Annotated in this window: 16 protein-coding genes; 5 read left to right on the top strand and 11 right to left on the bottom strand. The window is 70.7% G+C overall.

What is annotated here, in order from left to right:
* Positions 1–21: 21 nt before the first annotated feature.
* Positions 22–1,533 (top strand): cytochrome ubiquinol oxidase subunit I, encoded by a 1,512-nt coding sequence (locus ACQUS7_RS14210; RefSeq protein WP_435147883.1) that lies wholly within the window; start codon positions 22–24, stop codon positions 1,531–1,533.
* Positions 1,526–2,560 carry a cytochrome d ubiquinol oxidase subunit II gene (gene cydB, locus ACQUS7_RS14205; protein WP_435147881.1) on the top strand — a complete coding sequence of 345 codons (1,035 nt, stop codon included), beginning with the start codon at positions 1,526–1,528 and terminating at the stop codon, positions 2,558–2,560. Before ACQUS7_RS14210 ends, cydB begins: the two co-directional genes overlap by 8 nt.
* A gap of 24 nt (positions 2,561–2,584) precedes the next feature.
* Here cydB and ACQUS7_RS14200 read toward each other — a convergent pair whose 3' ends face one another.
* The 8 genes from ACQUS7_RS14200 to ACQUS7_RS14165 form a co-directional block, all read right to left on the bottom strand.
* Positions 2,585–4,255: a GAF domain-containing protein gene (locus ACQUS7_RS14200; protein WP_435147879.1), complete on the bottom strand. Its 1,671-nt coding sequence runs from the start codon at positions 4,253–4,255 to the stop codon at positions 2,585–2,587.
* A gap of 147 nt (positions 4,256–4,402) precedes the next feature.
* Positions 4,403–4,951 carry a DUF7261 family protein gene (locus ACQUS7_RS14195; RefSeq protein WP_435126945.1) on the bottom strand — a complete coding sequence of 183 codons (549 nt, stop codon included), beginning with the start codon at positions 4,949–4,951 and terminating at the stop codon, positions 4,403–4,405.
* A complete protein-coding gene (locus ACQUS7_RS14190) occupies positions 4,939–5,352 on the bottom strand; it encodes a DUF7262 family protein (protein ID WP_435126947.1) in 414 nt (137 codons plus the stop codon). Before ACQUS7_RS14190 ends, ACQUS7_RS14195 begins: the two co-directional genes overlap by 13 nt.
* Positions 5,345–6,034: a DUF7263 family protein gene (locus ACQUS7_RS14185; RefSeq protein WP_435126949.1), complete on the bottom strand. Its 690-nt coding sequence runs from the start codon at positions 6,032–6,034 to the stop codon at positions 5,345–5,347. Before ACQUS7_RS14185 ends, ACQUS7_RS14190 begins: the two co-directional genes overlap by 8 nt.
* Entirely contained in the window at positions 6,031–6,480 is a 450-nt protein-coding gene (locus tag ACQUS7_RS14180; RefSeq protein WP_435126950.1) for a DUF7266 family protein, read from the bottom strand. Before ACQUS7_RS14180 ends, ACQUS7_RS14185 begins: the two co-directional genes overlap by 4 nt.
* Entirely contained in the window at positions 6,473–7,183 is a 711-nt protein-coding gene (locus tag ACQUS7_RS14175; protein ID WP_435147876.1) for a DUF7289 family protein, read from the bottom strand. Before ACQUS7_RS14175 ends, ACQUS7_RS14180 begins: the two co-directional genes overlap by 8 nt.
* Complete coding sequence (locus ACQUS7_RS14170) at positions 7,180–9,141, bottom strand: type II secretion system F family protein (RefSeq protein WP_435147874.1); 1,962 nt, start codon at positions 9,139–9,141, stop codon at positions 7,180–7,182. The genes ACQUS7_RS14175 and ACQUS7_RS14170 overlap by 4 nt, the downstream gene beginning before the upstream one ends.
* Complete coding sequence (locus ACQUS7_RS14165; RefSeq protein ID WP_435147872.1) at positions 9,074–11,497, bottom strand: type II/IV secretion system ATPase subunit; 2,424 nt, start codon at positions 11,495–11,497, stop codon at positions 9,074–9,076. Before ACQUS7_RS14165 ends, ACQUS7_RS14170 begins: the two co-directional genes overlap by 68 nt.
* A gap of 592 nt (positions 11,498–12,089) precedes the next feature.
* On the opposite strand from ACQUS7_RS14165, the gene ACQUS7_RS14160 reads away from it, so the two are divergent.
* From ACQUS7_RS14160 to ACQUS7_RS14150, 3 genes are all read left to right on the top strand, one after another.
* Positions 12,090–13,163, top strand: a complete 1,074-nt coding sequence (locus tag ACQUS7_RS14160) for an amidohydrolase family protein (RefSeq protein WP_435126957.1) — start codon at positions 12,090–12,092, stop codon at positions 13,161–13,163.
* Positions 13,160–13,600: a metal-sulfur cluster assembly factor gene (locus ACQUS7_RS14155; protein ID WP_435147870.1), complete on the top strand. Its 441-nt coding sequence runs from the start codon at positions 13,160–13,162 to the stop codon at positions 13,598–13,600. Before ACQUS7_RS14160 ends, ACQUS7_RS14155 begins: the two co-directional genes overlap by 4 nt.
* Before the next feature lie 129 nt (positions 13,601–13,729).
* Positions 13,730–14,704 carry an amidohydrolase family protein gene (locus ACQUS7_RS14150; RefSeq protein WP_435126961.1) on the top strand — a complete coding sequence of 325 codons (975 nt, stop codon included), beginning with the start codon at positions 13,730–13,732 and terminating at the stop codon, positions 14,702–14,704.
* Positions 14,705–14,852: 148 nt separating this feature from the next.
* On the opposite strand, the gene ACQUS7_RS14145 is transcribed toward ACQUS7_RS14150, so the two are convergent.
* The 3 genes from ACQUS7_RS14145 to ACQUS7_RS14135 form a co-directional block, all read right to left on the bottom strand.
* Positions 14,853–15,812, bottom strand: coding sequence for a VOC family protein (locus tag ACQUS7_RS14145; protein WP_435147868.1), 960 nt, complete (start codon positions 15,810–15,812; stop codon positions 14,853–14,855).
* A 467-nt stretch (positions 15,813–16,279) separates the two neighbouring features.
* Positions 16,280–17,578: an ABC transporter substrate-binding protein gene (locus tag ACQUS7_RS14140; RefSeq protein ID WP_435147866.1), complete on the bottom strand. Its 1,299-nt coding sequence runs from the start codon at positions 17,576–17,578 to the stop codon at positions 16,280–16,282.
* A 97-nt stretch (positions 17,579–17,675) separates the two neighbouring features.
* Positions 17,676–18,710: an NAD(P)-dependent alcohol dehydrogenase gene (locus ACQUS7_RS14135; RefSeq protein ID WP_435147864.1), complete on the bottom strand. Its 1,035-nt coding sequence runs from the start codon at positions 18,708–18,710 to the stop codon at positions 17,676–17,678.
* Positions 18,711–18,817: the final 107 nt, after the last annotated feature.

Raw genomic sequence — 18,817 nt, 5'->3', positions numbered from 1 at the left:
GACGCTCCCACACACGACACAATGGTCGACCCAGTCCTCGCAAGCCGGCTTCAGTTCGCGCTCACCACGATCGTCCACATCATCTTCCCCGTGATGTCGATGGGGTTGGCGCCGTTCCTCGTCTACTTCACGTGGAAGGAGGTGCGCGGCGGCGACCCGGTGTACGAGCAGCTGCGGCGGTTCTGGACGAAGGTGTTCGCGGTGAGTTTCGTCGTCGGCACCGTCACCGGGCTCGTGTTGGAGTTCGAGTTCGGGACGAACTTCGCGGCGTTCTCGGCGTTCGCCGGCGACCTGTTCGGCGGGCCGCTGGCGACCGAGGGGATGATGGCGTTCATGCTGGAGGCGACGTTCCTCGGCATCTTCGTCTACGGCCGCGACCGGGTGTCCGACAGGCTCTACTTCGCGTCGAGCGTCGCCGTCGGGCTGGGGACGTGGCTGTCGGCGGTGTGGATTCTCATCGCGAACTCGTGGATGCAGACGCCGCGCGGCTACGAGGTCGTCGTGGAGAACGGCGAGCGCGTCATCCACCTGACGGACCCGATGGCGGCGTACTTCACGCCGCGGTTCACCTACATGTTCGTCCACATGCAGAACGCCGCCGTGGAGTCGGTGGCGCTGTTCATGGCGGGCGTCGCCGCCTACCACGTGTTCCGGCACCACGTCTGGGGCTACCCGGTGCAGCAGGTCGACTTCTGGGAGTCGACGCTGAAAATCGCGATCGTCGCGCTGGTCATCACGGCGCCGCTGCAGGTGCTCCACGGCGACGCGTACGCACGGCACGTCTACGAGACGCAGCCGCAGAAGTTCGCGGCGATGGAGGCGGTCTGGGAGACCTCGTCGTACGTCCCCGAGTACATCGTCGCGTTCCCGACGAGCATCTCCGGGCTGTTCACGCCGCGCGCCAAGCACCTGTTCGGCATCGGCATCCCGGGCGGCGCGTCGTGGCTGGCGAGCGGCGGGAACCCGCAGGCGACGATTCGCGGTCTGAACTCCTTCGAGACGCAGGCGCCGCCGGTCGCGATCGTGTTCTGGTCGTTCCGCATCATGGTCGCGCTTGGCACCTGGTTCATCGCGCTGGCGTTCTGGGCGGCCTACCGGTGGTGGCGCGGCGAGCTCGTCGAGGACGACCTGCTGCACAAGGCGCTGATGGGGTCGTCGCTGCTCGGCTTCGTCGCCGTCGAGGTCGGCTGGATCGTCACCGAAGTCGGGCGGCAGCCGTGGGTGATACAGGGCGTCATGAAGACCTCCGCGGCTGTGTCGCCGGGGCTGACCGCCGCGGAGGCGACGCTGACGCTCGCCGGCTTCGCCGCCGGCTACCTCGCGCTGCTCACCCTATACGTGTACGTCATCCTCCGCATCCTCCGCGGCGGCCCGCCGTCGCTCGACGAACTCGGCGCGACCCCACAGACGGACGCCGGCGACGCGACCGGTGACACGGCCGACGGCGACGCCGCCGCGGGCGACGCCGCTGCTGCCGGCGCCCCCGGCGACGCTCCCGAACCGGATTCGGCCAGGGGTGGCGACGATGACTGACGCGGCGCTGTTCGGCGCGCTCGCCGCGCCGCTCGCGGTGTCGCTGTCCGACGGGCCGCTGTTCGGCCTGCCGCTCGCGGACCTGTGGTTCGCGCTGCTGTTCTTCCTGCTCGGGACGTTCCTGTTCCTCGACGGCTTCGACTTCGGCGCGGGCGCGCTGTTCGCCACCCGCGAAGACGACGAGCAGCGCGAAACCATCCTCGCCGCCATCGGGCCGTTCTGGGACGGCAACGAGGTGTGGCTCGTCGTCTTCGGCGGCGCGACGTTCGCGGCGTTCCCGCCGGTGTACGCGAACCTGTTCAGCCGGCACTACCTCCTGATGTTCGCGATTCTCGCGGCGCTGTTCCTCCGCGGGCTCGCCCCGGAGATGTACGAGCAGCGGCACGACGACGGCTGGCAGCGCTGGTGGGGCCGGTCGTTCGTCGTCGGCAGCGTCGCCGCGCCGTTCCTGCTCGGCGTCTTCGTCGGGAACTGGCTCATCGGCGCCCGGAGCACGGTCACGCTCGTCGGCGCCGTCGTCGGCGTCGCCGTCGTCGCGCTCACCGTCGTCACCGGCGCCGCGTTCCTCCGGCTGAAGACCCGCGGCGCGCTCCGCGACGACGTCAGATGGTACGGCGAACGCGCCGCCGCGGCGTATCTGGTCGCCGTCGTCGCCGCGCTCGCCGCCGCCGCGGCCGCCGCTCCCCGCGTCGCCGCCGCGGTCACGGCCCCGGTCAGCGTCGCGCTCGTCGCCGTCTCCGTCGCCGCCACCGGCGGCACCGTCGCGGCGATGCGGCGGGACGCAGACCTCGTCGCGTTCGCGGCCAGCGGCGTCGTCGTGTACGCGCTCGCCGCGCTCGTCTGCGCGCTGCTGTTCCCCGTCGCCGACCCCGCCACCGACCTCACGGTCCAGGAGGCCGTCGTCTCCACCATCCCGCTGAACCTCATGTCGGTCGCGGCCGCCGTGCTGCTACCGCTCGTCCTCACCTACTTCGGCGTGCTGTACAGCGCCTTCAGCGGCCCCATCGAAGCCGGCGACGCCTACTGACGCCGCACCGCGACGACCGCAGACTCAGGCGTCCGCGCCGCCGGCCGCGCCGCAGTCCGAATCGCCGCCTGCAGCGTCGGCGTCGGTGTCAGCGGCCGCCGCGCCGCCGTCGACCGCCGTGACGCCGGTGAACTCGAAGCGGGCGCCGCCGGCGTCGCTGTCGGTGACGGCGACGTCCCAGCCGTGCGCGTCGGCGATGCTGCGGACGATGTTGAGGCCGAAGCCGGTGCCGTCGGGGTTCGTCGAGTAGCCCGCCTCGAACACCGACTCGCGGTCCGACTCGGGGATGCCGGGGCCGTCGTCGGCGACGTAGAAGCCGTCGGCGTCGTCGAGGCCGCCGACGGTGACGGTGACGTCGTCGCCGGCGTGTTCGACGGCGTTCCGGAACAGGTTCTCGAACAGCTCCCGGATGCGGCTCTCGTCGCCGGACACCGCGCCGAGCGACGGCTCGGTTTCGAGCGTCGCCGCCGCGGTGCCGGTCGTCGCCCAGGCGTCCGCCGCCACCGCAGCGAGGTCGACCCGGTCGAACTCGCTGACCGCTCGGCCGGTCCGCGCCAGCGTCAGGATGTCGTCGATGAGTTCGTTCATCCGATCGAGCGCGTCCGCCGCGCGGCGCAGGTGGTCGCTGTCGCGGCGCTCCAGTTCGAGCGACACGAACCCCTGCGCGACGTTCAGCGGGTTCCGGAGGTCGTGGCTGACGACGGACGCGAACTCCTCGAGGTGCTTGTTCTGGTTCGCCAGTTCCCGCTCGCGCCTGCTGAGCTGTTCGCGCGCCGCCAGCGACCGCACGGCGTGGCCGATGGTTTCGCCGAGCTCGGTCAGCACCTGCCGCTCGGCCTCGTCGAAGACGTACGGCCGGTCCGCATAGAGGCTCAGGATGCCGAACACGTCGTCGCCGTCGACGATGGGGACGACGGCGACCGACTCGACGCCGTGCTCCGCGAACAGGTCGCGCCACGGCTCCATCGACGGGTCCGTCGTGACGTCCTGTGAGCACTGAATCTCGCCGCTCCGAATCGCCTTCCCGCCGGCTCCCTGCCCGTGTTCGTCGTCCGCTTCGACCGTGATGACGACGGACTCGTAGTACTCGTCGTCGAGCCCCGCCCACTCGTCCGGCCGGACGACGTCCGTCTCCGGGTCGTACCGCCCGATCCACGCCGACTCGTACGGCTCGGACTGCTGCAGCCGCTCGCACACCCGCCGTTCGAGTTCGCTCCGGCTGTCGGCGTCCACGATTTCCTGCGTCGCGATGCGCAGCGTGTTGTTGATGCGGTTCAGCTGGTCTACCTGCAGCTGCTGCTGTCGTCGCCGGGCGTCGTACACGCCGACGAGCGTCCCGAAGAGCGCGCCGAGCGTCGCCGCGTTCAGCAGCGTCAGCGTCGCGTCCACCGGCAGCGGCCCCCTCGTTAGGGCGTGCGAAACCAGCCACCCGGCCGCCGCGACCAGCACCGCCGCACCGACGGCGGTCCACGCCAGCGCCCACCCCACGAACTGGTCGGGGACCAGGGCGCCGCGCGCCATCCGCACCCCGGTGAGGACCAGCATCGCCGACAGCAGCAACGGGAGCACGCCGTCCACCACGGCCAGCGTCGGCGCGTCCCGCAGCACCACCGAGGTCCGCAGGTGAAACGCGGACAGAGCGACGCCGAACGCGGCCAGCACGAGGCCGCCCGTCCGAGCTGAGATGCGGTTCACTGTCAGGGTTATTTGTCGCATTCCCGGAAGAATCTACTCCTCCTTCTCGTCGCCCCGGCCGCATCTTCCGCGGAATCTCTATCGTCTCCGGCGAACCGGCACCCGGCTATCGGCGAACCGACGGGCCGGGCCGACCGGGGCGTCGAGTCACGGAACCGTGACGACGACGGTGAGTCGCGAGACGCCGCGCGGCTCGGTCACGGTCACGGTCACCGCGACCGCGACGACGTGAACGTCGCCGACGCGTCGCTGCGTGACGACGCCGTCGGTCGCCGCACAGCCCCCGAACTCGCGGTTCGGGCCGCCCGGGCAGTTCGTCGCCGACCACGTCGCGGCCGCGGAGGCGTTCCGGGCGACGTCGACCGCGACGGATTCGCGGAGCCGCGACCGCTCGATGGCGCGAAGGTCTCCGGCGGCGGCGGCGTCGAACGCGTCGAGCGCGGCGCCACGGTCGGACGCGGGATACGACCCGGAGACGCCGCGGGAGGCGTTCGCGACGGCGCGCTCGACCGCCGGCACCGTCGACGCCCCCGGCCGGGACGCCGCGTCGGCGTCGACGTCGGGGTGCGCGCTCAGCGACAGATACGCGAACGTCATCGGGACGAGCGCGACCGCGACGACCGCCGCGGCGACCAGCACCAACTGCCCGCGACTCCGGCCGCCGCCCGCTGGTTCGCCGGCGGTCACGCGAACCACACCTCGATGGTCACCTCGCCGCTTCCGGTCGGCACCACCGCTCGACCGATAGGGACGCGGCGCAGCCGCTCGAAGCCGACGGCACCGTACGCGGTCTCCACCCGGAACATGAGGTTGTCGCCGAGGATGCGTTCGACTCGGTGCCGCAGCGCGTCGCGCTCCCGGTCGAACGCGGCGGCCGACGCTCCGGCTTCCGCGAGCCGCGACGCGTCGACGTGCCGCGGTGGTTCCTCGGCGAGAACCGTCGCGGCGTCGGCGGCGTACGCGTCGAGTTGCGCCTCCGCGGTGCAGGCGTCGGGGAGCGCCACGCCGAACCCGGCGGTGACGGCGAGCAGCAGCGCGACGCCGACGGCGGCTTCGAGCGCCGGCAGCGAGAGCTGCCCCCGGTCCCGGTCAGGCATCGACGGTCACCTCCAGGGTCGCCTTCACGGTCCGCTCCGGGTACGACGACACCCGGATCGTCCCGGTCGCGTTCCCATCCACCGTGATGCGAGCCGTCTCGAACCGGGAGACTGCGACGGATTCGGTGCCGGCGAGTCCGCCGTCGCGGTGGAGGACGACGCGGCCGTTCACCCGGACCGTCTCGACGTCGGAGTCCGTGAAGTCGAACCGGAGCGTCCCGGTGCGGCGCGGGAGCGTCACGGCGCCGGCGGCGGCGTCGATGCTGCGGGTGCGTTCGGCGTCGGCGGCGACGAGGACGATGCGGCGGAACGCCGTGCCGCCGACCGGGTCGCCGCGTTCGACGACGGTTCGGCCGCCGAGCCGAACCCGGAACGCCGCGTCGGCGAGCGGCGGGACGAGGTCGACGAGCGCGTCCGCGGTGAGCGCGTCGACGGCGCCGCGGTCGAGGACGTTCGCCCGACGCGTCAGCGGCGAATCCGGCGCGACGACCCGGTCGGTGGCCGTCACCGCCGCGCGGCGCTCCACCGGGGAGCGGTCCGCGCTCGCGAGCGCCGCGTCCGCGAACGCGACCGACAGGCCGATTGCGGCGGTCAGCGCGACGAGCGCCGCCGCGAGCGCGAGCAGCGACGCCTGCCCGCGGCCCCCGGCCGGGAATCCGACGGCGGAGCGCTGCCTGCTCATCTGCTCACCAGCCGGACGCGCAGTCGGTTCGCGGACGATTCGACTGTGACCACCGTCTCCGCGCCGCTCTCCCACGTCCCGTCGACGACGACTCGGTCGGGGAGCGCGAGCGGCGTCGACGCCGCGACGCCCGGATTCGGGTGCGAGAGCGTGAGCCGTCCGCCGTCGGCGACGACGCGGTACGCCGCGCCGGCAATCGTCGGCGGCAGGTCGACGCGCCGTTCGACGCTGACGGCGGACGCGTCGACCGGAACCGGCACCGCGGCCTCGACGTGCGTCGCCGCGGCGGCGACGACACGGCCGGCCGCCTCGTCGCCCGCGGCGGCCCGGTACTCCGGCGCGACGCCGCCCACCAGCGACGCGGAGACCGCGCCGATGAACAGCAGGACGACGCCGAGTTCGAGCGTCTTCGCGACGGCCGGCGTGACGGCGCGTCGGTCACGCACTGCCGTACACCTCCAGGCGGAGCCGGTGGACGACGAGGTGCGCGCGCCGCTCCCCCGGGAAGGACGCGACGACGCTGGCGTCGCCGTCGCCGTCGAGGTCGCGCCGGTCGACGGACGCGCCGAACCGGCCGAAGTAGCGCTCCCACGCCGCCGGCGTCGCGGTTTCGACGGCGACGCGCCAGTTCCCACGCGGCATCGACGTCCGGTCGTGGCTCACCCGCGTGGAGAGCGTGAGTCGGCCGTCGCCGGACACGTCGACGCGTTCGCCGCCGAGCGCCGCGACGCCGACCACGACGGTGCCGGCAGAGACCGCGACCGGCGCGTCGCCGGTGACGACCGCGTTGCCCGGGCGGCCGCGGACCATCGCTCCGCCGAGGAACGCGACCCGGTGGGAGCCGGCGTCGTACACCAGCGCGTCCGCCGGTACCGCGGCGACGACGCCGGAGTCGTTGAGCAGCCGAACGGTTCGCGGCTCCGTGTGCAGGCGGCCGGCGGTGAACGCGACGCGGCCGCTGTGCGGCCCGGTGACCGCCGCCGGTGCGAGCGCCGCGTCGACGTCGGCCGCGACCCGGTCCGCGTCGACGCCGGCGGCGTTCTCGTCGACGATGGCGCCGATGGTGGCGGTCAGCGCGGCGAGCGACAGCGCCGTGACGCCGAGCAGTAGCGCGACGCCGACGACGTGCGACTGCGCCCGCCGGTTCATGCCAGCCCCGCGCCCGCGAACCCGAGGTAGCACAGGACGACCAGCGCTCCGGAGTGGAGCAGCATCGCGTAGCCGCCGCGCTCGGCGGCGCCGGCGAACAGCCCCGACGCCAACACGGTCGCCTGCGTCACGACGTAGAACCGCCGCCGGGCGCGCGCCGGGTCGACGGCGTCCGGGTTCAGCGACCCCGCGCCGCCGACGCTGGCGAGCCCGGCGAGGTCCGTGAAGCCGCCGATGACCGTGACGTCGAGCCCGACCACGATAGCGACGACGAGCAGCGCCGTCGTCCAGCCGACCGCGACGTACACCTGCATGTTCCCGCGGAGCGCCTGCTTTTCGTGGTGCAGCCGGCCGATTTCGGTCTGCAGCGTCTCGAAGACGGCCTCCGCGTCGCTGCCGGCGTCGAGCGCGCCCGTCACGAGCCCCATCGTCTGTGCCGCCAGCGGCGTGCCGACCCGGTCGACGAACCGCTCCAGCGCGTCGGTCCTGAGGTCGCCGCCGGCCCGCCCGGCGAGCGTGAGGTTGAACGCCAGGTCGGCGACGTCCGGGTTCAGCGGCCCGAGGTCGACGTCGCTGGCGACGTGTTCGACGGCGGCCGGCAGGGGCCGACCGAGGCCGACGTGGCCCGCGACGGCGTGGACGAAGTCCTTGATTTCGCGGTCCTTGGCGTCGTCGAGCCGCGCGCGCCGCACGGACACGAAGCCGACCGGGAGCGCGTACGCGGCGTAGCCGAGCAGCAGCGCGTTCACCGGGTCGTCGAGCGCCGACCACAGCGCGGCGGTCGCCGCGACGGCCGGCGCCAGCAGGACCGCTGCGGCCGCCGCGGGGTTCGACGGCGCCGCGCGAAGCAGCGCCGCCGGCGTCCGCGGGGCGCGGTAGGAGACGTGCTGGTCGGACGGCCGGAGCCGGCCGACCATCGCGGCCGCCCCGGCGCCGACGGCGAGCACGAACGCGGCGGCGCCGTACACGACGAGCGCGCGCAGCGTCGTCGTGCCGAGCGGCGTCACGACCGCCTCCGACAGCCCCGGCGCCAGCACGCTCAGCACCGTCAACACGACGACGAGCAGCGCCGGTAGCACCAGCATGACGACGAACAGCTCCGCGACGAGCTCCATGAAGTCCGCGTTGCGGTCGCGGGCCCGTTCGCGTCGGTGGCCGAGCATCCGCGACTCGAGCCGGAGGTAGTTCGACAGCGCGTCGTCGCCCTGCGTGGCGTGTTCGCGGAACTTTAAAAGGAACGGCGCCAGCGCGTTCCGCGACGGCGTGTCGCGGGCGACCCGGCCGAGCCCTGCGCGGAGGCTCCCGGTCAGCGTCGTCGTGTTCAGCGCCGCCCGGAACGACACCGCGGTCTCGCCGTACGCGTCGTTTTCGGCGACGCGCCGCAGCATCTCGCGCGGTCCGTCGCTGCCCGACGAGAGCGCGTGCAGGTATCGCGCCGCGCCGGGAAGCGTCCGGTCGATGCCGGTCCGGCGAGCGGAGACGCGCAACCGCAGGTACGTCCCGGCGAGCCGAATCGTCGCGCGTTTTGCGGCGAGCGCGACGCCCGCGGCGACCGCGCCGGTCGCGTACAGCCGCGGTATCGCCGGCACTGGGACGCCGGTCGCAGCGACGACGTCGGCCGCGGCGGCGAGCGTCGCCGCCGGCAGCGCCGACAGCACCACGAACAGCCACGTCGCCACGGCGAGACAGACCAGCCACGACAGGCCGTACGTCCGCGCGAGGAACACGTCGAAGCTCGTCCGCATCGCCGCGCCGCGGGACCGCTTCCGGTCGACGGCGTGCCGCCCGGCGTCCGCGTGCCGGGCGAACAGCGCGTACAGCGCCCGGTCCGGAACCGAGAGCCGGTAGCTCGCCGCGTCGCCCCCCGACTCGACGGCGCCGCCGGCGTGCTCAGTCACCGTCCCCCTCCGCCTCCGACGAGTCGCCGTCTCCGGGCAGGCCGCCGTCGGTGGCAGCATGGTCGGTGTCCGGTTCCGGACCCGTGTCCGTCTCCGGGTCTGCCCCCGGACCTGGGTCCGCGTCCGCGCCCCCTCCGCCCCGCTCGGCGAGCGTGCGGCGGACCCGTTCGACGGTCGCGGCCTCGTCGGTCCGGAGGTCGGCGAGGAAGTCGAACGTCTCCTCGAAGTCCGTGACGCCCGCCTCGACGAGGTACCTGACGTACCGGTGTTTCCGGCGGAACTCGGCTTCGACGTCGTCGACGGCGCGGTCGGTTCGGCGCGCGAGCCGGTGGAACACGCGGTGGTCGACGCGGCGGACCGCGTCGCCGAGTTCGGGGTGGCTGTACGCGTGCGAGAACGACCCGTCGGGGCCGCGGTCCACGACGCGGTTCCAGTAGACCGCCGTGTCGTTCTTCTCGACGACGCCGCCCGCGCCGCCGCAGTCGTCGAACGCCGGCGTCGACGCGAGCTCGACGGCCTCGCTCACGTACCGGTCGCCGTCGACGTGGTGCGGGAACACCACGAGGTCGATTTCGCCGAGCAGGTACGACGGGAGCCCCTGCTCGATGACGCGGTTCACCAGCGTCTCCACGGTCTCGGCGTGCGTCGTCCCGAGCACGCCGTGGCCGGTGTTCAGCGTCTCCGCGAACGTCCGGAACGACGCCGGCGTGTTTATCTCCGCGATGACCTCGACGTCCGGGTTGAGGTAGTTCGTCTCGGTCATCAGGTCCGCCATCGTCACGCGCTTGTACTCGTTCTCGTGGTCGCGCGTCGTCAGCGACACCCCGGTCTCGTGCGGCAGCCGCACCTCGCGGCTCCCCTCGTCTATCGAGATCGGCCGCGAATCGAACGGGATGAACGGCGTATGGGCGTTGAGAAGCGTCGTCTTGCCGGCGCCGGTCGGCCCGGAGAACAGCACGACGCCGCCGTGTTCGTACAGCAGCCACAGCAGCGTCACCAGCTCCGTCGACACCGCGTCGTCGGCGACCAGGTCGGCGGGCGTCAGGACGTCGCTGGACTGCTTCCGCACGGACAGGTGCGGGCCGCCCTCGGAGATGACGGGGAGCGCGACCGCGGCGCGGATGGTGTCGGAGACGCCGGGCAAATTCAGGTTGACTTTCGCGCTCGGCGTCGACGCGTTCAGCTCCGTCCCGTCCATCGCGGCGAGCTGCGTGACGACGTTCACGAACTGCGCCTCGTCGTCGAACGCGAGGTTCGTCGGGACGCGGCCGTCAGCCGCGACGTCCCGGCGCGGCACCACCTTGACGCGCTCGCCGACCCGGTTCGCCTCGACGTCCTCGAGGTGCGGGTCGCGGAGCGGCACCGTCAGGATGCCTTCGCCGACGAAGTCGCGCATCACGTAGTACGTCAGGTCGTCGAGGCGGTCTGCGGCGAACCGGGAGTCGACCGGGGGCACCGACAGCCCGTACTCCGAGAGCGCGTCGCGGACGCGGTACCGCGCGGCGGCCAGCCACGCCCGCGTGTTCCGGGCGGTGAGGCGCCGCGAGAGGAACCGTCGGGTGCGTTCGTCGACGAGCGCCGCCCTGTCGTCGACGACGGAGTCGACGTTGGCCTCCCAGATGCGCTCTTTGCACTCGTCGATGAGCGCCGCGTCGCCGGGCAGCAGCGGCGGCTCCCGGACCGCGTACTTCGTGGTGAACCGGTCGTCGCCGAGCAGGTGGTCGCGGTACACCTCGACGTCGACGGCGAACGCGTCGAACCGGACGGTGTACAGCCGGAGCCGCTCGCTGGCGACGCGGCCGGCGTACGGCGCGTCGACGGAGACGTCGGTTCGGACCGGCGCGAAGTCCGCGGTGTGGACGACGAGGGCGCCGTCGTCGGCCGGGCCGCCCGCGTCGGCGACCTCGATTCGGTCGTCGAGCGCGAGCGGCGTCACGTCGTCGAGCAGCCGGAACTCCCGGAGCGCGTGGTAGTCGATGCGGCGGCGGAGCGCCGGCGAGGCGTCGACGAGGCGGTCGATTGCGCGCTCGTACTTCGGCTCGAAGCCGCGCGCGGCGCGGTCGACGGCGCCGGCCCGCGTCAGCGGCCGGCGGTGCTGCCCGGCGTCGAAGTGAGCGGCGACGCGCCGCGTCGCGGCGTCGCCGACGACGCCCAGCGTCGGCTCGCGGGTCTCGTACCGGAACGTCCGGCCGGCGCCGCGGACCACGTCGCCGGCGGTTTCTGCGTCGCTGTCGCCGCCGCCGTCTCCGTTCGCGTGTGTGGCGACTGATGCGTCGGCGGCTGCGTCGTCGGAGCGAACCGTCGCGACGACGCCCGGATGCACAGCGTACTGTTCGTGCACGTCCGGCGCGTACCACGCGTCCGGGTCACCGGGCGGCGGTGGCGGCGGCACGTCCCGCCGGTCGGTCGATTGCATACGCCGTCTGTCACCTACCACACTATAAAATTTCGTATGTGAACAGTATTGATTCTACTCGGGGAGGCGCGGCCGAAGCATCGGCCAGCCACCGAACCTCCTCGGAATACCCATCGAATATCTGTCTCTATACTAGATAACAACGAAACCTGACGCTTCGTCTCGGTTTTCGTGGATGCGAACGCGGAATCTTAAATATGGAGTATATCGGGGGTTCAAGCGCTAAGTATTCGTCTTTGGAATATTTGTCTCGGCTCGTCGTGTGACTGCGACTGCCGTGATGTACTCGTTGAGGAGGCATATATTCCGGGATTCTGGGCTCTAAACCACGAATCGGTAATAACAGGCAATTACTCGAAGAGACAATATTATACACATTCTGTTATATACTTCTGATTGTTATGTTAGGCCTCGCCACGTGGATTCCCAGCGCTCCTGATGCGACGTAGGGTTGGCGAGTGGCGCTTCGAGGTCAGCGGCGGCGGTCGCCGTGAGCGTGGGCCGGTTCGGTTCGCCGTCGCTCGATTCTCCTACGGAACTATCGCGAATTTTCACCACAATACATATTTAGGTGGAACCAGAGCCGAGTGGTATGGTAACGTTAGACGACGTGTTCGTGATCGACGCGGTCACGCACGCGTACAACCAGACCGAGTCGAACTTCCGGGTGCCGCGGTACGCCGAGCAGATCGCGGAGATCGGCGTCGGCCTCGAACAGCAGATGCCGGCGGGGTACGAGCGCACCAGGGAGTCGTTCCTCGGCGACTGGCCGGTTCAGAACACCGAGAACGCGCTGTTCCGCGAGAGCCAGACGGACTTCGCGAACTTCCACCCGCAGTCGATTACGGTGTTCCACGACGGGCTGACCGCCGAGGAGAAGGCGAAGCAGTTCGTCGAGCGGAACCCGACGCGGGCGTCGGCGCTGGCGAGCATCGACGCCATCGGGATGGACGACCCGCAGGCGGAACTCACGCGGCAGGTCGAGGAGTTCGACCCGCACGGCGTCAAGGTGTACCCGTCGTACTGGGAGCAGGACGGCGAGCACCACGGCTTCAAGATGGACGACCCGGAGGTGGCGTTCCCGCTGTGGCAGCACGCGGCGGACCTCGGCCTGGACGTCGTCGCCGTCCACAAGGCGTTCCCGTTCGGCGCCGTTCCGGCGGAGTCGTACGAGGTCGGCGACGTCGAGGAGGCGGCGGCCAGCTTCCCGGAGCTGAACTTCGAAATCGTCCACGGCGGCCTGACGTTCGCCGAGGAGACCGGGTGGCAGATCGCGCGCCACCCGAACGTCTACGTGAACCTGGAACTGACGCTGACCGAGATCGTGACGACGCCGACGTCGTTCGCGGACGCGATGCAAGACCTGCTGTTCGGCGGCGGCAAACAGGCCATCGACAAGATTCTGTGGGGGACCGGCGCGCCGCACTTCCACCCGCAGCTGCTGCTCGAACGGTTCTGGGAGTACGACTTCCCGGAGATGGAGAGCTTCAGCGGTAGCTTCCAGATTACCCAGGAGGACAAACGGAAGATTCTCGGCGAGAACTTCGCGGAAGCGCACGGCTTCGACATCGACGAACTCGAACGGCAGACCCGCGACGACGAGTACAGCGACGTCGAACTCGCGGACGAGCCGTGGTCGACGACGGAGTTCGAGGTGGCGGAATGAGCGCCCCGGCGTCGAACCCCGACGTGGACGGCGACGACACCGGCGCCGATGACGGCGACGCGGCACCGGGCCCGGACCGCGTCCGCGAGGCGCTCGAATCGGTCGTCGACCCGTGCAGCGCGGCGACCGGGTCGAACCTCGACATCGTCGAGATGGGGCTGGTGAAGTCGGTCGACGTCGCGGACCGCCACGTCGACGTGGAGATGCGGCTGACGACGCCGCTGTGCCACATGGTTCCGTACTTCGCCGAGGAGGTCGAGTCGGCCGTCGGCGACCTCCCCGGCGTCGACTCCGTCGACCTCACCACCGACGGCGGCTTCGAGTGGACCGAGGAGCTGATGAGCGACGAGGCGAAACGGCGGCGCCGCGCCGTCCTCGACGAACACCGCTCCCGGTTCGAGGCGGAGGCCGCCGAACGCGACGCGACTGACGGCTGAGCCGGCGACGACTCGCCGGACCACGCTTTTCTGGCGTCGTCGTTGTCGGTAGTCCGCGGGAATCCGCCGGGGGCGACGCGCGCCGCGGAGAGCCAAAGAACTATGCCGGTGTTGTCGATACCGTCAGTCGTGCCCGAAATCATCGACGGCTACACCCACATCCTGACCGAGCCGTTCTACGACGCGCTCGTGGACAAGTACGGCTTCCAGGGGCTGTCCGGCCGGCCGGAGTTCCTGTTCGGCATCGACAAGCGGAAGGAGGACATGGCGGACTACGGCGTCGACAAGCAGGTCATCACGCTCGCGCTGCCGACCGTGTTCCGCGGGATGGACCACGACCTGGCGCTGGAGCTGACGCGGCTGGCGAACGACGAGATTCGGCGGCTGGCCGACGAACACCCGGACGACTTCATCCCGGTGGCGACGCTGCCGATGGTGAGCGAGGAGTTCCTCGCGGAGTTCGACCGCTGCGTCGACGACCTCGACATGGCGGGCGTCCAGATATTCTCGAACGTGGAGGGCCGGCCGCTCGACGACGACGTGTTCTGGCCGCTGTTCGAGAAGGCGGAGGCGACGGACACGCCGCTGTGGATGCATCCGCAGCTCTGGGAGTGGTACGACTGGGCGTCCGAGTACATGGAACACCGGCTGTTCGGCTGGCCGTTCGACACGACGCTGGCGCTGTCGCGGCTCGTGTTCGGCGGCGTCATGGACGCCTACCCGGACCTGAAACTGGTGTCTCACCACGGCGGCGGCATGGTGCCGTACTACGGCGAGCGCATCGCGATGTTCTACGAGCAGCGGCAGGCGTACCCGGACAACTACGCCAGCTTCCACGAGAACGCCGCCGTCCTCGACCGCCCCGCCGCCGACTACTTCAAGGACTTCTACGCCGACACCGCCGTCTCCGGCTCCGTCTCGGCGCTGGAGTGCGCCGACTCCTTCTTCGGGTCGAGCAACGTCATCTTCGGGACGGACTACCCGTTCAGCCCGGAGCGCGGCCGCCGCACAATCGACGTCTCCATCGACGCCGTCAACGACATGGACGTCCACGAGGACGCCCGCGAGGACATCTTCGCCGGCAACCTCCACAGCATCATCTGACTCGCCGGCCTCGGGGCCCGGGTCGATACTTCTGTTCTCGCCGCCGAGTCGCAGCTGCTGAACGACCGGTCGTCGGCTGCCGCTGAGGAACTCGTAGGCGCGTCGCTGAACTGCCGACGGCGACCGCGGAAAACGGGTCGGCTCCGGGTTACTCGTCGGGGTAGTCGAGCCCTTCCCAGCCGGGCCCCTGCCCGATCCACTGGTGGCTGGTTTCGCCGCCGATTTCGGCTTCGGTCCACTCGATCGGCTCCCAGTCCGGCTCGAAGTTGAGGTAGCCGGGGCCGGCGAAGAACTCGATGCAGAGCTCGCTCGCCGGGTCGGAGACGTACAGGAAGTTCGCGCTCGTGATGGCGTGTTTGCCGGGGCCGCCGTCCGGCTCGATGCCGTGTTCCGCGAGGACGTTCGCGGCCTCCCAGAGGTCCTGCAGGCTGTCGAGGTGGTACGAGACGTGGTCGAACTGCGGCGCCTCTCCCTCCGGCAGCCGGTGGATGGCGAAGTCGTGCGGCAGCGGCGTCACGGAGAACCACCAGCCCCACAGTTCGTCGTCGTTCGTCCGGTACTGCTCGTTGATCTGGAAGCCGAGCGCCTCCTGCAGCCACTCGGCGTGCGCCGGCGACACGGAGTCTTGGACGTGTGCGTGGTCGATGCGGCGCGGCGAAATCCGGTTCCCGACGTGTTCGCCGTACACGCGGTTTTTCAGCCGGGACCGCTTCTCCTTCGGCGCCTCCGGCTTCTCGACGTCGTAGTAGAACTCGTACGGGTGGCCGAACTTCTCGACGCGGATGGCTTCGCCCTGTCCGCGCTCGTCGCCCTCGTCGACGTACGTGACGTCGTCGCCGTCGGCCTCCAGCCGCTCTGCGAGGTCGTCGAGCGCCTCCTGGCTCACCATCCGGAAGGCGACGTGGTCGACGCCGGTCTGGCCGGACTCGATGATGCTGAGCGTGTGGTGCTCCCAGTCGCGGAGGCCGCGGAAGTGCGCGACGCCGTCCGCTCGCTCGGTGAGCTGGAACCCGAGGACGTCCCGGAAGAACCACACCGACTCGTCGAGGTCCGGCGTGTGCGCGGCGACGTGGCCGAGTTTCGCGACCGGCGCGCCGTGCGCGGTCATCGGAGCCCTCCGGCGACGGCTCCCCGCCCCGTCCGCGCGTCTGCTGTACGTGATGCTGCCCTCGCTGCGGTCGTGTCCCTCATCGACAATCAACGACTACTCCAGACTAAACCATCATATATGTTTTGGGACGACAGTGCGCCGCGGGGGCGATGCGACGCCGGCGACGACGCACCGCCGACCATGTTCGGGGAAGTGTCAGGAGAAAGATTATATCGGCGGAAGTGGGGCGGCGGTGGCGACGAAAACCGGGCCGATGTCGGCTCGCTGGCCGCCCGTCGCGGGCGGACACCGCTCGCGCGTCGTCGGCGTCCGACGGCGCGGAGCGTGGCTGCGTCGCTCCGAGGAGCGGTCGGCGGCGAAGAAAGATGGCCGGGAGTATGGCTGTTCGTCGGTGCTGTGGCGCTGCTGTTTCGCCGCTGGTGTGCGTCGTCGGTGCGGTTCCGGCGGTGCCGTCGGCGGTCGTTTCAGGTCGGAATCGGGTAGACGAGGTCGCGGTACTCCTCGCCGTCCGTCTCCGGATAGACGAGGTGCTGTGCGCCCTCCTGCCACTGGCCCATCGGCGCGACGAAGTCGACGGGGCGGCCCACGTCGTCGAAGCTGAACTCGCCGCAGACCGACGTGAAGGTGCCGGAGCGGAGCGTCTCCTGGACCGCGGCCTTGTCGGTCGTGCCGGCTTCGAGGAACGCCTGCTCTGCGACCTGCGTCGCGTTGTACGTGGCGCCGACCATCACCGGGAGCGTCTCGCCGGAGCCGACGTCGTAGGCGTCGTGGTACGACTGCACGAGATCCGCGTTGCCGTTGCCGGTGAGGCCAGGTACCCAGCCCGGACTCATGCAGACGTACCGACCCTGCTCGCCGAGCGCGGAGTTCCAGCCGACGGTGTCGGCGGCGCGGACGAACTCCTGGAACTTCGGGGAGAAGTCCGCCTCGTTGATCTGCTTCATCGCGGTGATGCCGCCGACCGGCGTCTCGGTGCCGAGCAGCGCCTCGACGCCGGCGCTCTTCGACTGCTGGATGAGCGTCGAGAAGTCGCTCGCCGCGACCTGGTGCGTCTCGCGCAGCACGACGTCGTAGTCGCCCGAGAGCTGTTTCTCCCACTCGTCGGCCATCGCGACGCTCCACGACTCGTTCGGCACCCACAGCCCGACGTTCGTCGGCCGGTCGGCCTCCGGAATCGAGTCGAGGACGCGCTTGGTGGACGCGACGTGGTCTCTCGTCTGCGGGAACGGCGAGAACAGCCACTTCGTGCCGCTGTTCGTGTGGAGCTTCTCGTTCGACTGCGCGATGGCGATGAGTGGAATCCCCTTCTGCTCGGCGATCTGAATCTGGCTGCCGACGAGGAGGTCCGCGAACGTCGACCAGATCATGTCGACGTCGTTGTTCGAGATGATCTTGGTGAGTTTGTCGCGGACCGTCTTCGGGTCGCTCTGGTCGTCCTGCAGGACGAGGTTGACGTCGCCGAGTTCGTCGTTGTTGTTCATCCGCGCGGCGCCGAGTTCGTAGCCGCGCTTCAGGTCCTGGCCGACCGACGAGAACTGGCCGCTGAGCGGCACCGTCGCCGCGATGGTGATGGACTCCTGGCTCGACCCGCCGCCGGAGTCGGTGCTGCTGCCGCCGCCGCTGCTGTCTCCGCCGCCGTCGGGGGTGCTGTCCGTGTCGCCGCTGTCGTTCCCGCCGAGCGTACAGCCGGCGAGTCCGGTCATGGCTGAAACGCCGGCGATGCCGCTGGCTCTGAGGAACGCTCGTCGCTGTCTTCGTGTCATTGGCTGACAATCGTCAGTATCTATATAACATTATAAATCATTCGGTGCGGTGGGTGCGCGCCGCCGACCGGCTCGGAAGCGGCGTCTCGACGGCGACTCAGGGAGTGAACACGGCGCGGCCTTCGACGTCGCCGTCGCGGAGCCGCCGCGCGACCTCGTTGATGTCCCCGAGGTCGTGCGTCGACGTCCGGACCGAAATCTCGCCGTCCTCGGCGAGCGCGACGAGCTCCTGCAGTTCGGTGTACGTCCCGACGAGGGTACCGCGGAAGTCCACCTCCTGGCCGACGAGCGCCTGCGCCGGGACGTGGAGGTCGCCCTCGTAGCCGACGACGTGGTGGTCCCCGCCGGTCCGCAGCATCCCGAGCCCGTCCGACAGCGTGTCCTCGGAGCCGACGAAGTCGACCACCGTTCGGGCGCCGCCGTCGGTCAGGTCGTCGACGACCGCAGCGGCGTCCGCCTCGCGGGCGTTCACGGTGTGGGTCGCGCCGTGCGATTCGGCGAGCGCGAGCGCCTCGTCTTTCACGTCCACCGCGATGGTCCGCGCGGGGCTGATGGCGTGCAGCGCCTGCAGGCCGATGTGGCCGAGCCCGCCGATGCCGACGAGCACGGCGTAGTCGCCGGGGACCAGGTCGGCCGCCGCCCGCTTGACCGCGCGGTACGCCGTCAGCCCGGCGTCCGCGTGCGGCGCCGCCTCCACCGGGTCGAGCCCGTCGAGCTGGACGACCGACCGCGCTTTCGTCCGCAGGAACTCCGCGAAGCCGCCGTCGGTGTCCAGCCCCGTGAACACGTGGTCCGGGCAGTGCATGTCCTCGCCCTGCCGGCACGCCCGGCACGTCCCGCAGGACATCGGCGGATGAACGACGACCGAGTCGCCGGGTTCGACGGACGTGACGGCGTCTCCCACCTCTGTGACGGTGCCGGCGTTCTCGTGGCCCGGCGTGTACGGCAGTTCGGCGTCCGCGATGTCGCGCATCGCCCCCTCGACGATGTGGTTGTCGGTGTGACACCACCCGGCAGCCGCCACTTCGACGACGACGTCGTCGGGCGCTGCGATCTCCGGCCGGTCGACGTCCTCGACGGTGAACGCCTCACCGACGTTCGACGTGTACCGGTGTAGCCGTGCTGCTCTCATGAACGAACTCCCGTTTCGAGCAAGTGCAGTTAACAGTTACCACGGAAGGCATGGCCGTGGCGGTGGCCGTCGCCTGCCCCGGCATCGCGGCCAGGTCGGCCGGCCGG

The sequence above is a fragment of the Halobaculum sp. P14 genome (assembly GCF_051195155.1).
Classification (GTDB): Archaea; Halobacteriota; Halobacteria; order Halobacteriales; family Haloferacaceae; genus JBNTKA01.
This window is presented reverse-complemented; position numbering and strand designations above follow the sequence as displayed.

Excerpts from the sequence above, each read along its gene's own strand:
- cydB (WP_435147881.1), top strand. The coding sequence starts at position 1,526 with ATGACTGACGCGGCGCTGTTCGGCGCGCTCGCCGCGCCGCTCGCGGTG.
- ACQUS7_RS14210 (WP_435147883.1), top strand. The coding sequence starts at position 22 with ATGGTCGACCCAGTCCTCGCAAGCCGGCTTCAGTTCGCGCTCACCACG.
- ACQUS7_RS14175 (WP_435147876.1), bottom strand. The coding sequence starts at position 7,183 with ATGAACCGGCGGGCGCAGTCGCACGTCGTCGGCGTCGCGCTACTGCTC.
- ACQUS7_RS14190 (WP_435126947.1), bottom strand. The coding sequence starts at position 5,352 with ATGCCTGACCGGGACCGGGGGCAGCTCTCGCTGCCGGCGCTCGAAGCC.
- ACQUS7_RS14185 (WP_435126949.1), bottom strand. The coding sequence starts at position 6,034 with ATGAGCAGGCAGCGCTCCGCCGTCGGATTCCCGGCCGGGGGCCGCGGG.
- ACQUS7_RS14155 (WP_435147870.1), top strand. The coding sequence starts at position 13,160 with ATGAGCGCCCCGGCGTCGAACCCCGACGTGGACGGCGACGACACCGGC.
- ACQUS7_RS14135 (WP_435147864.1), bottom strand. The coding sequence starts at position 18,710 with ATGAGAGCAGCACGGCTACACCGGTACACGTCGAACGTCGGTGAGGCG.
- ACQUS7_RS14145 (WP_435147868.1), bottom strand. The coding sequence starts at position 15,812 with ATGACCGCGCACGGCGCGCCGGTCGCGAAACTCGGCCACGTCGCCGCG.
- ACQUS7_RS14160 (WP_435126957.1), top strand. The coding sequence starts at position 12,090 with ATGGTAACGTTAGACGACGTGTTCGTGATCGACGCGGTCACGCACGCG.
- ACQUS7_RS14140 (WP_435147866.1), bottom strand. The coding sequence starts at position 17,578 with ATGACACGAAGACAGCGACGAGCGTTCCTCAGAGCCAGCGGCATCGCC.
- ACQUS7_RS14165 (WP_435147872.1), bottom strand. The coding sequence starts at position 11,497 with ATGCAATCGACCGACCGGCGGGACGTGCCGCCGCCACCGCCGCCCGGT.
- ACQUS7_RS14170 (WP_435147874.1), bottom strand. The coding sequence starts at position 9,141 with ATGCTGCCACCGACGGCGGCCTGCCCGGAGACGGCGACTCGTCGGAGG.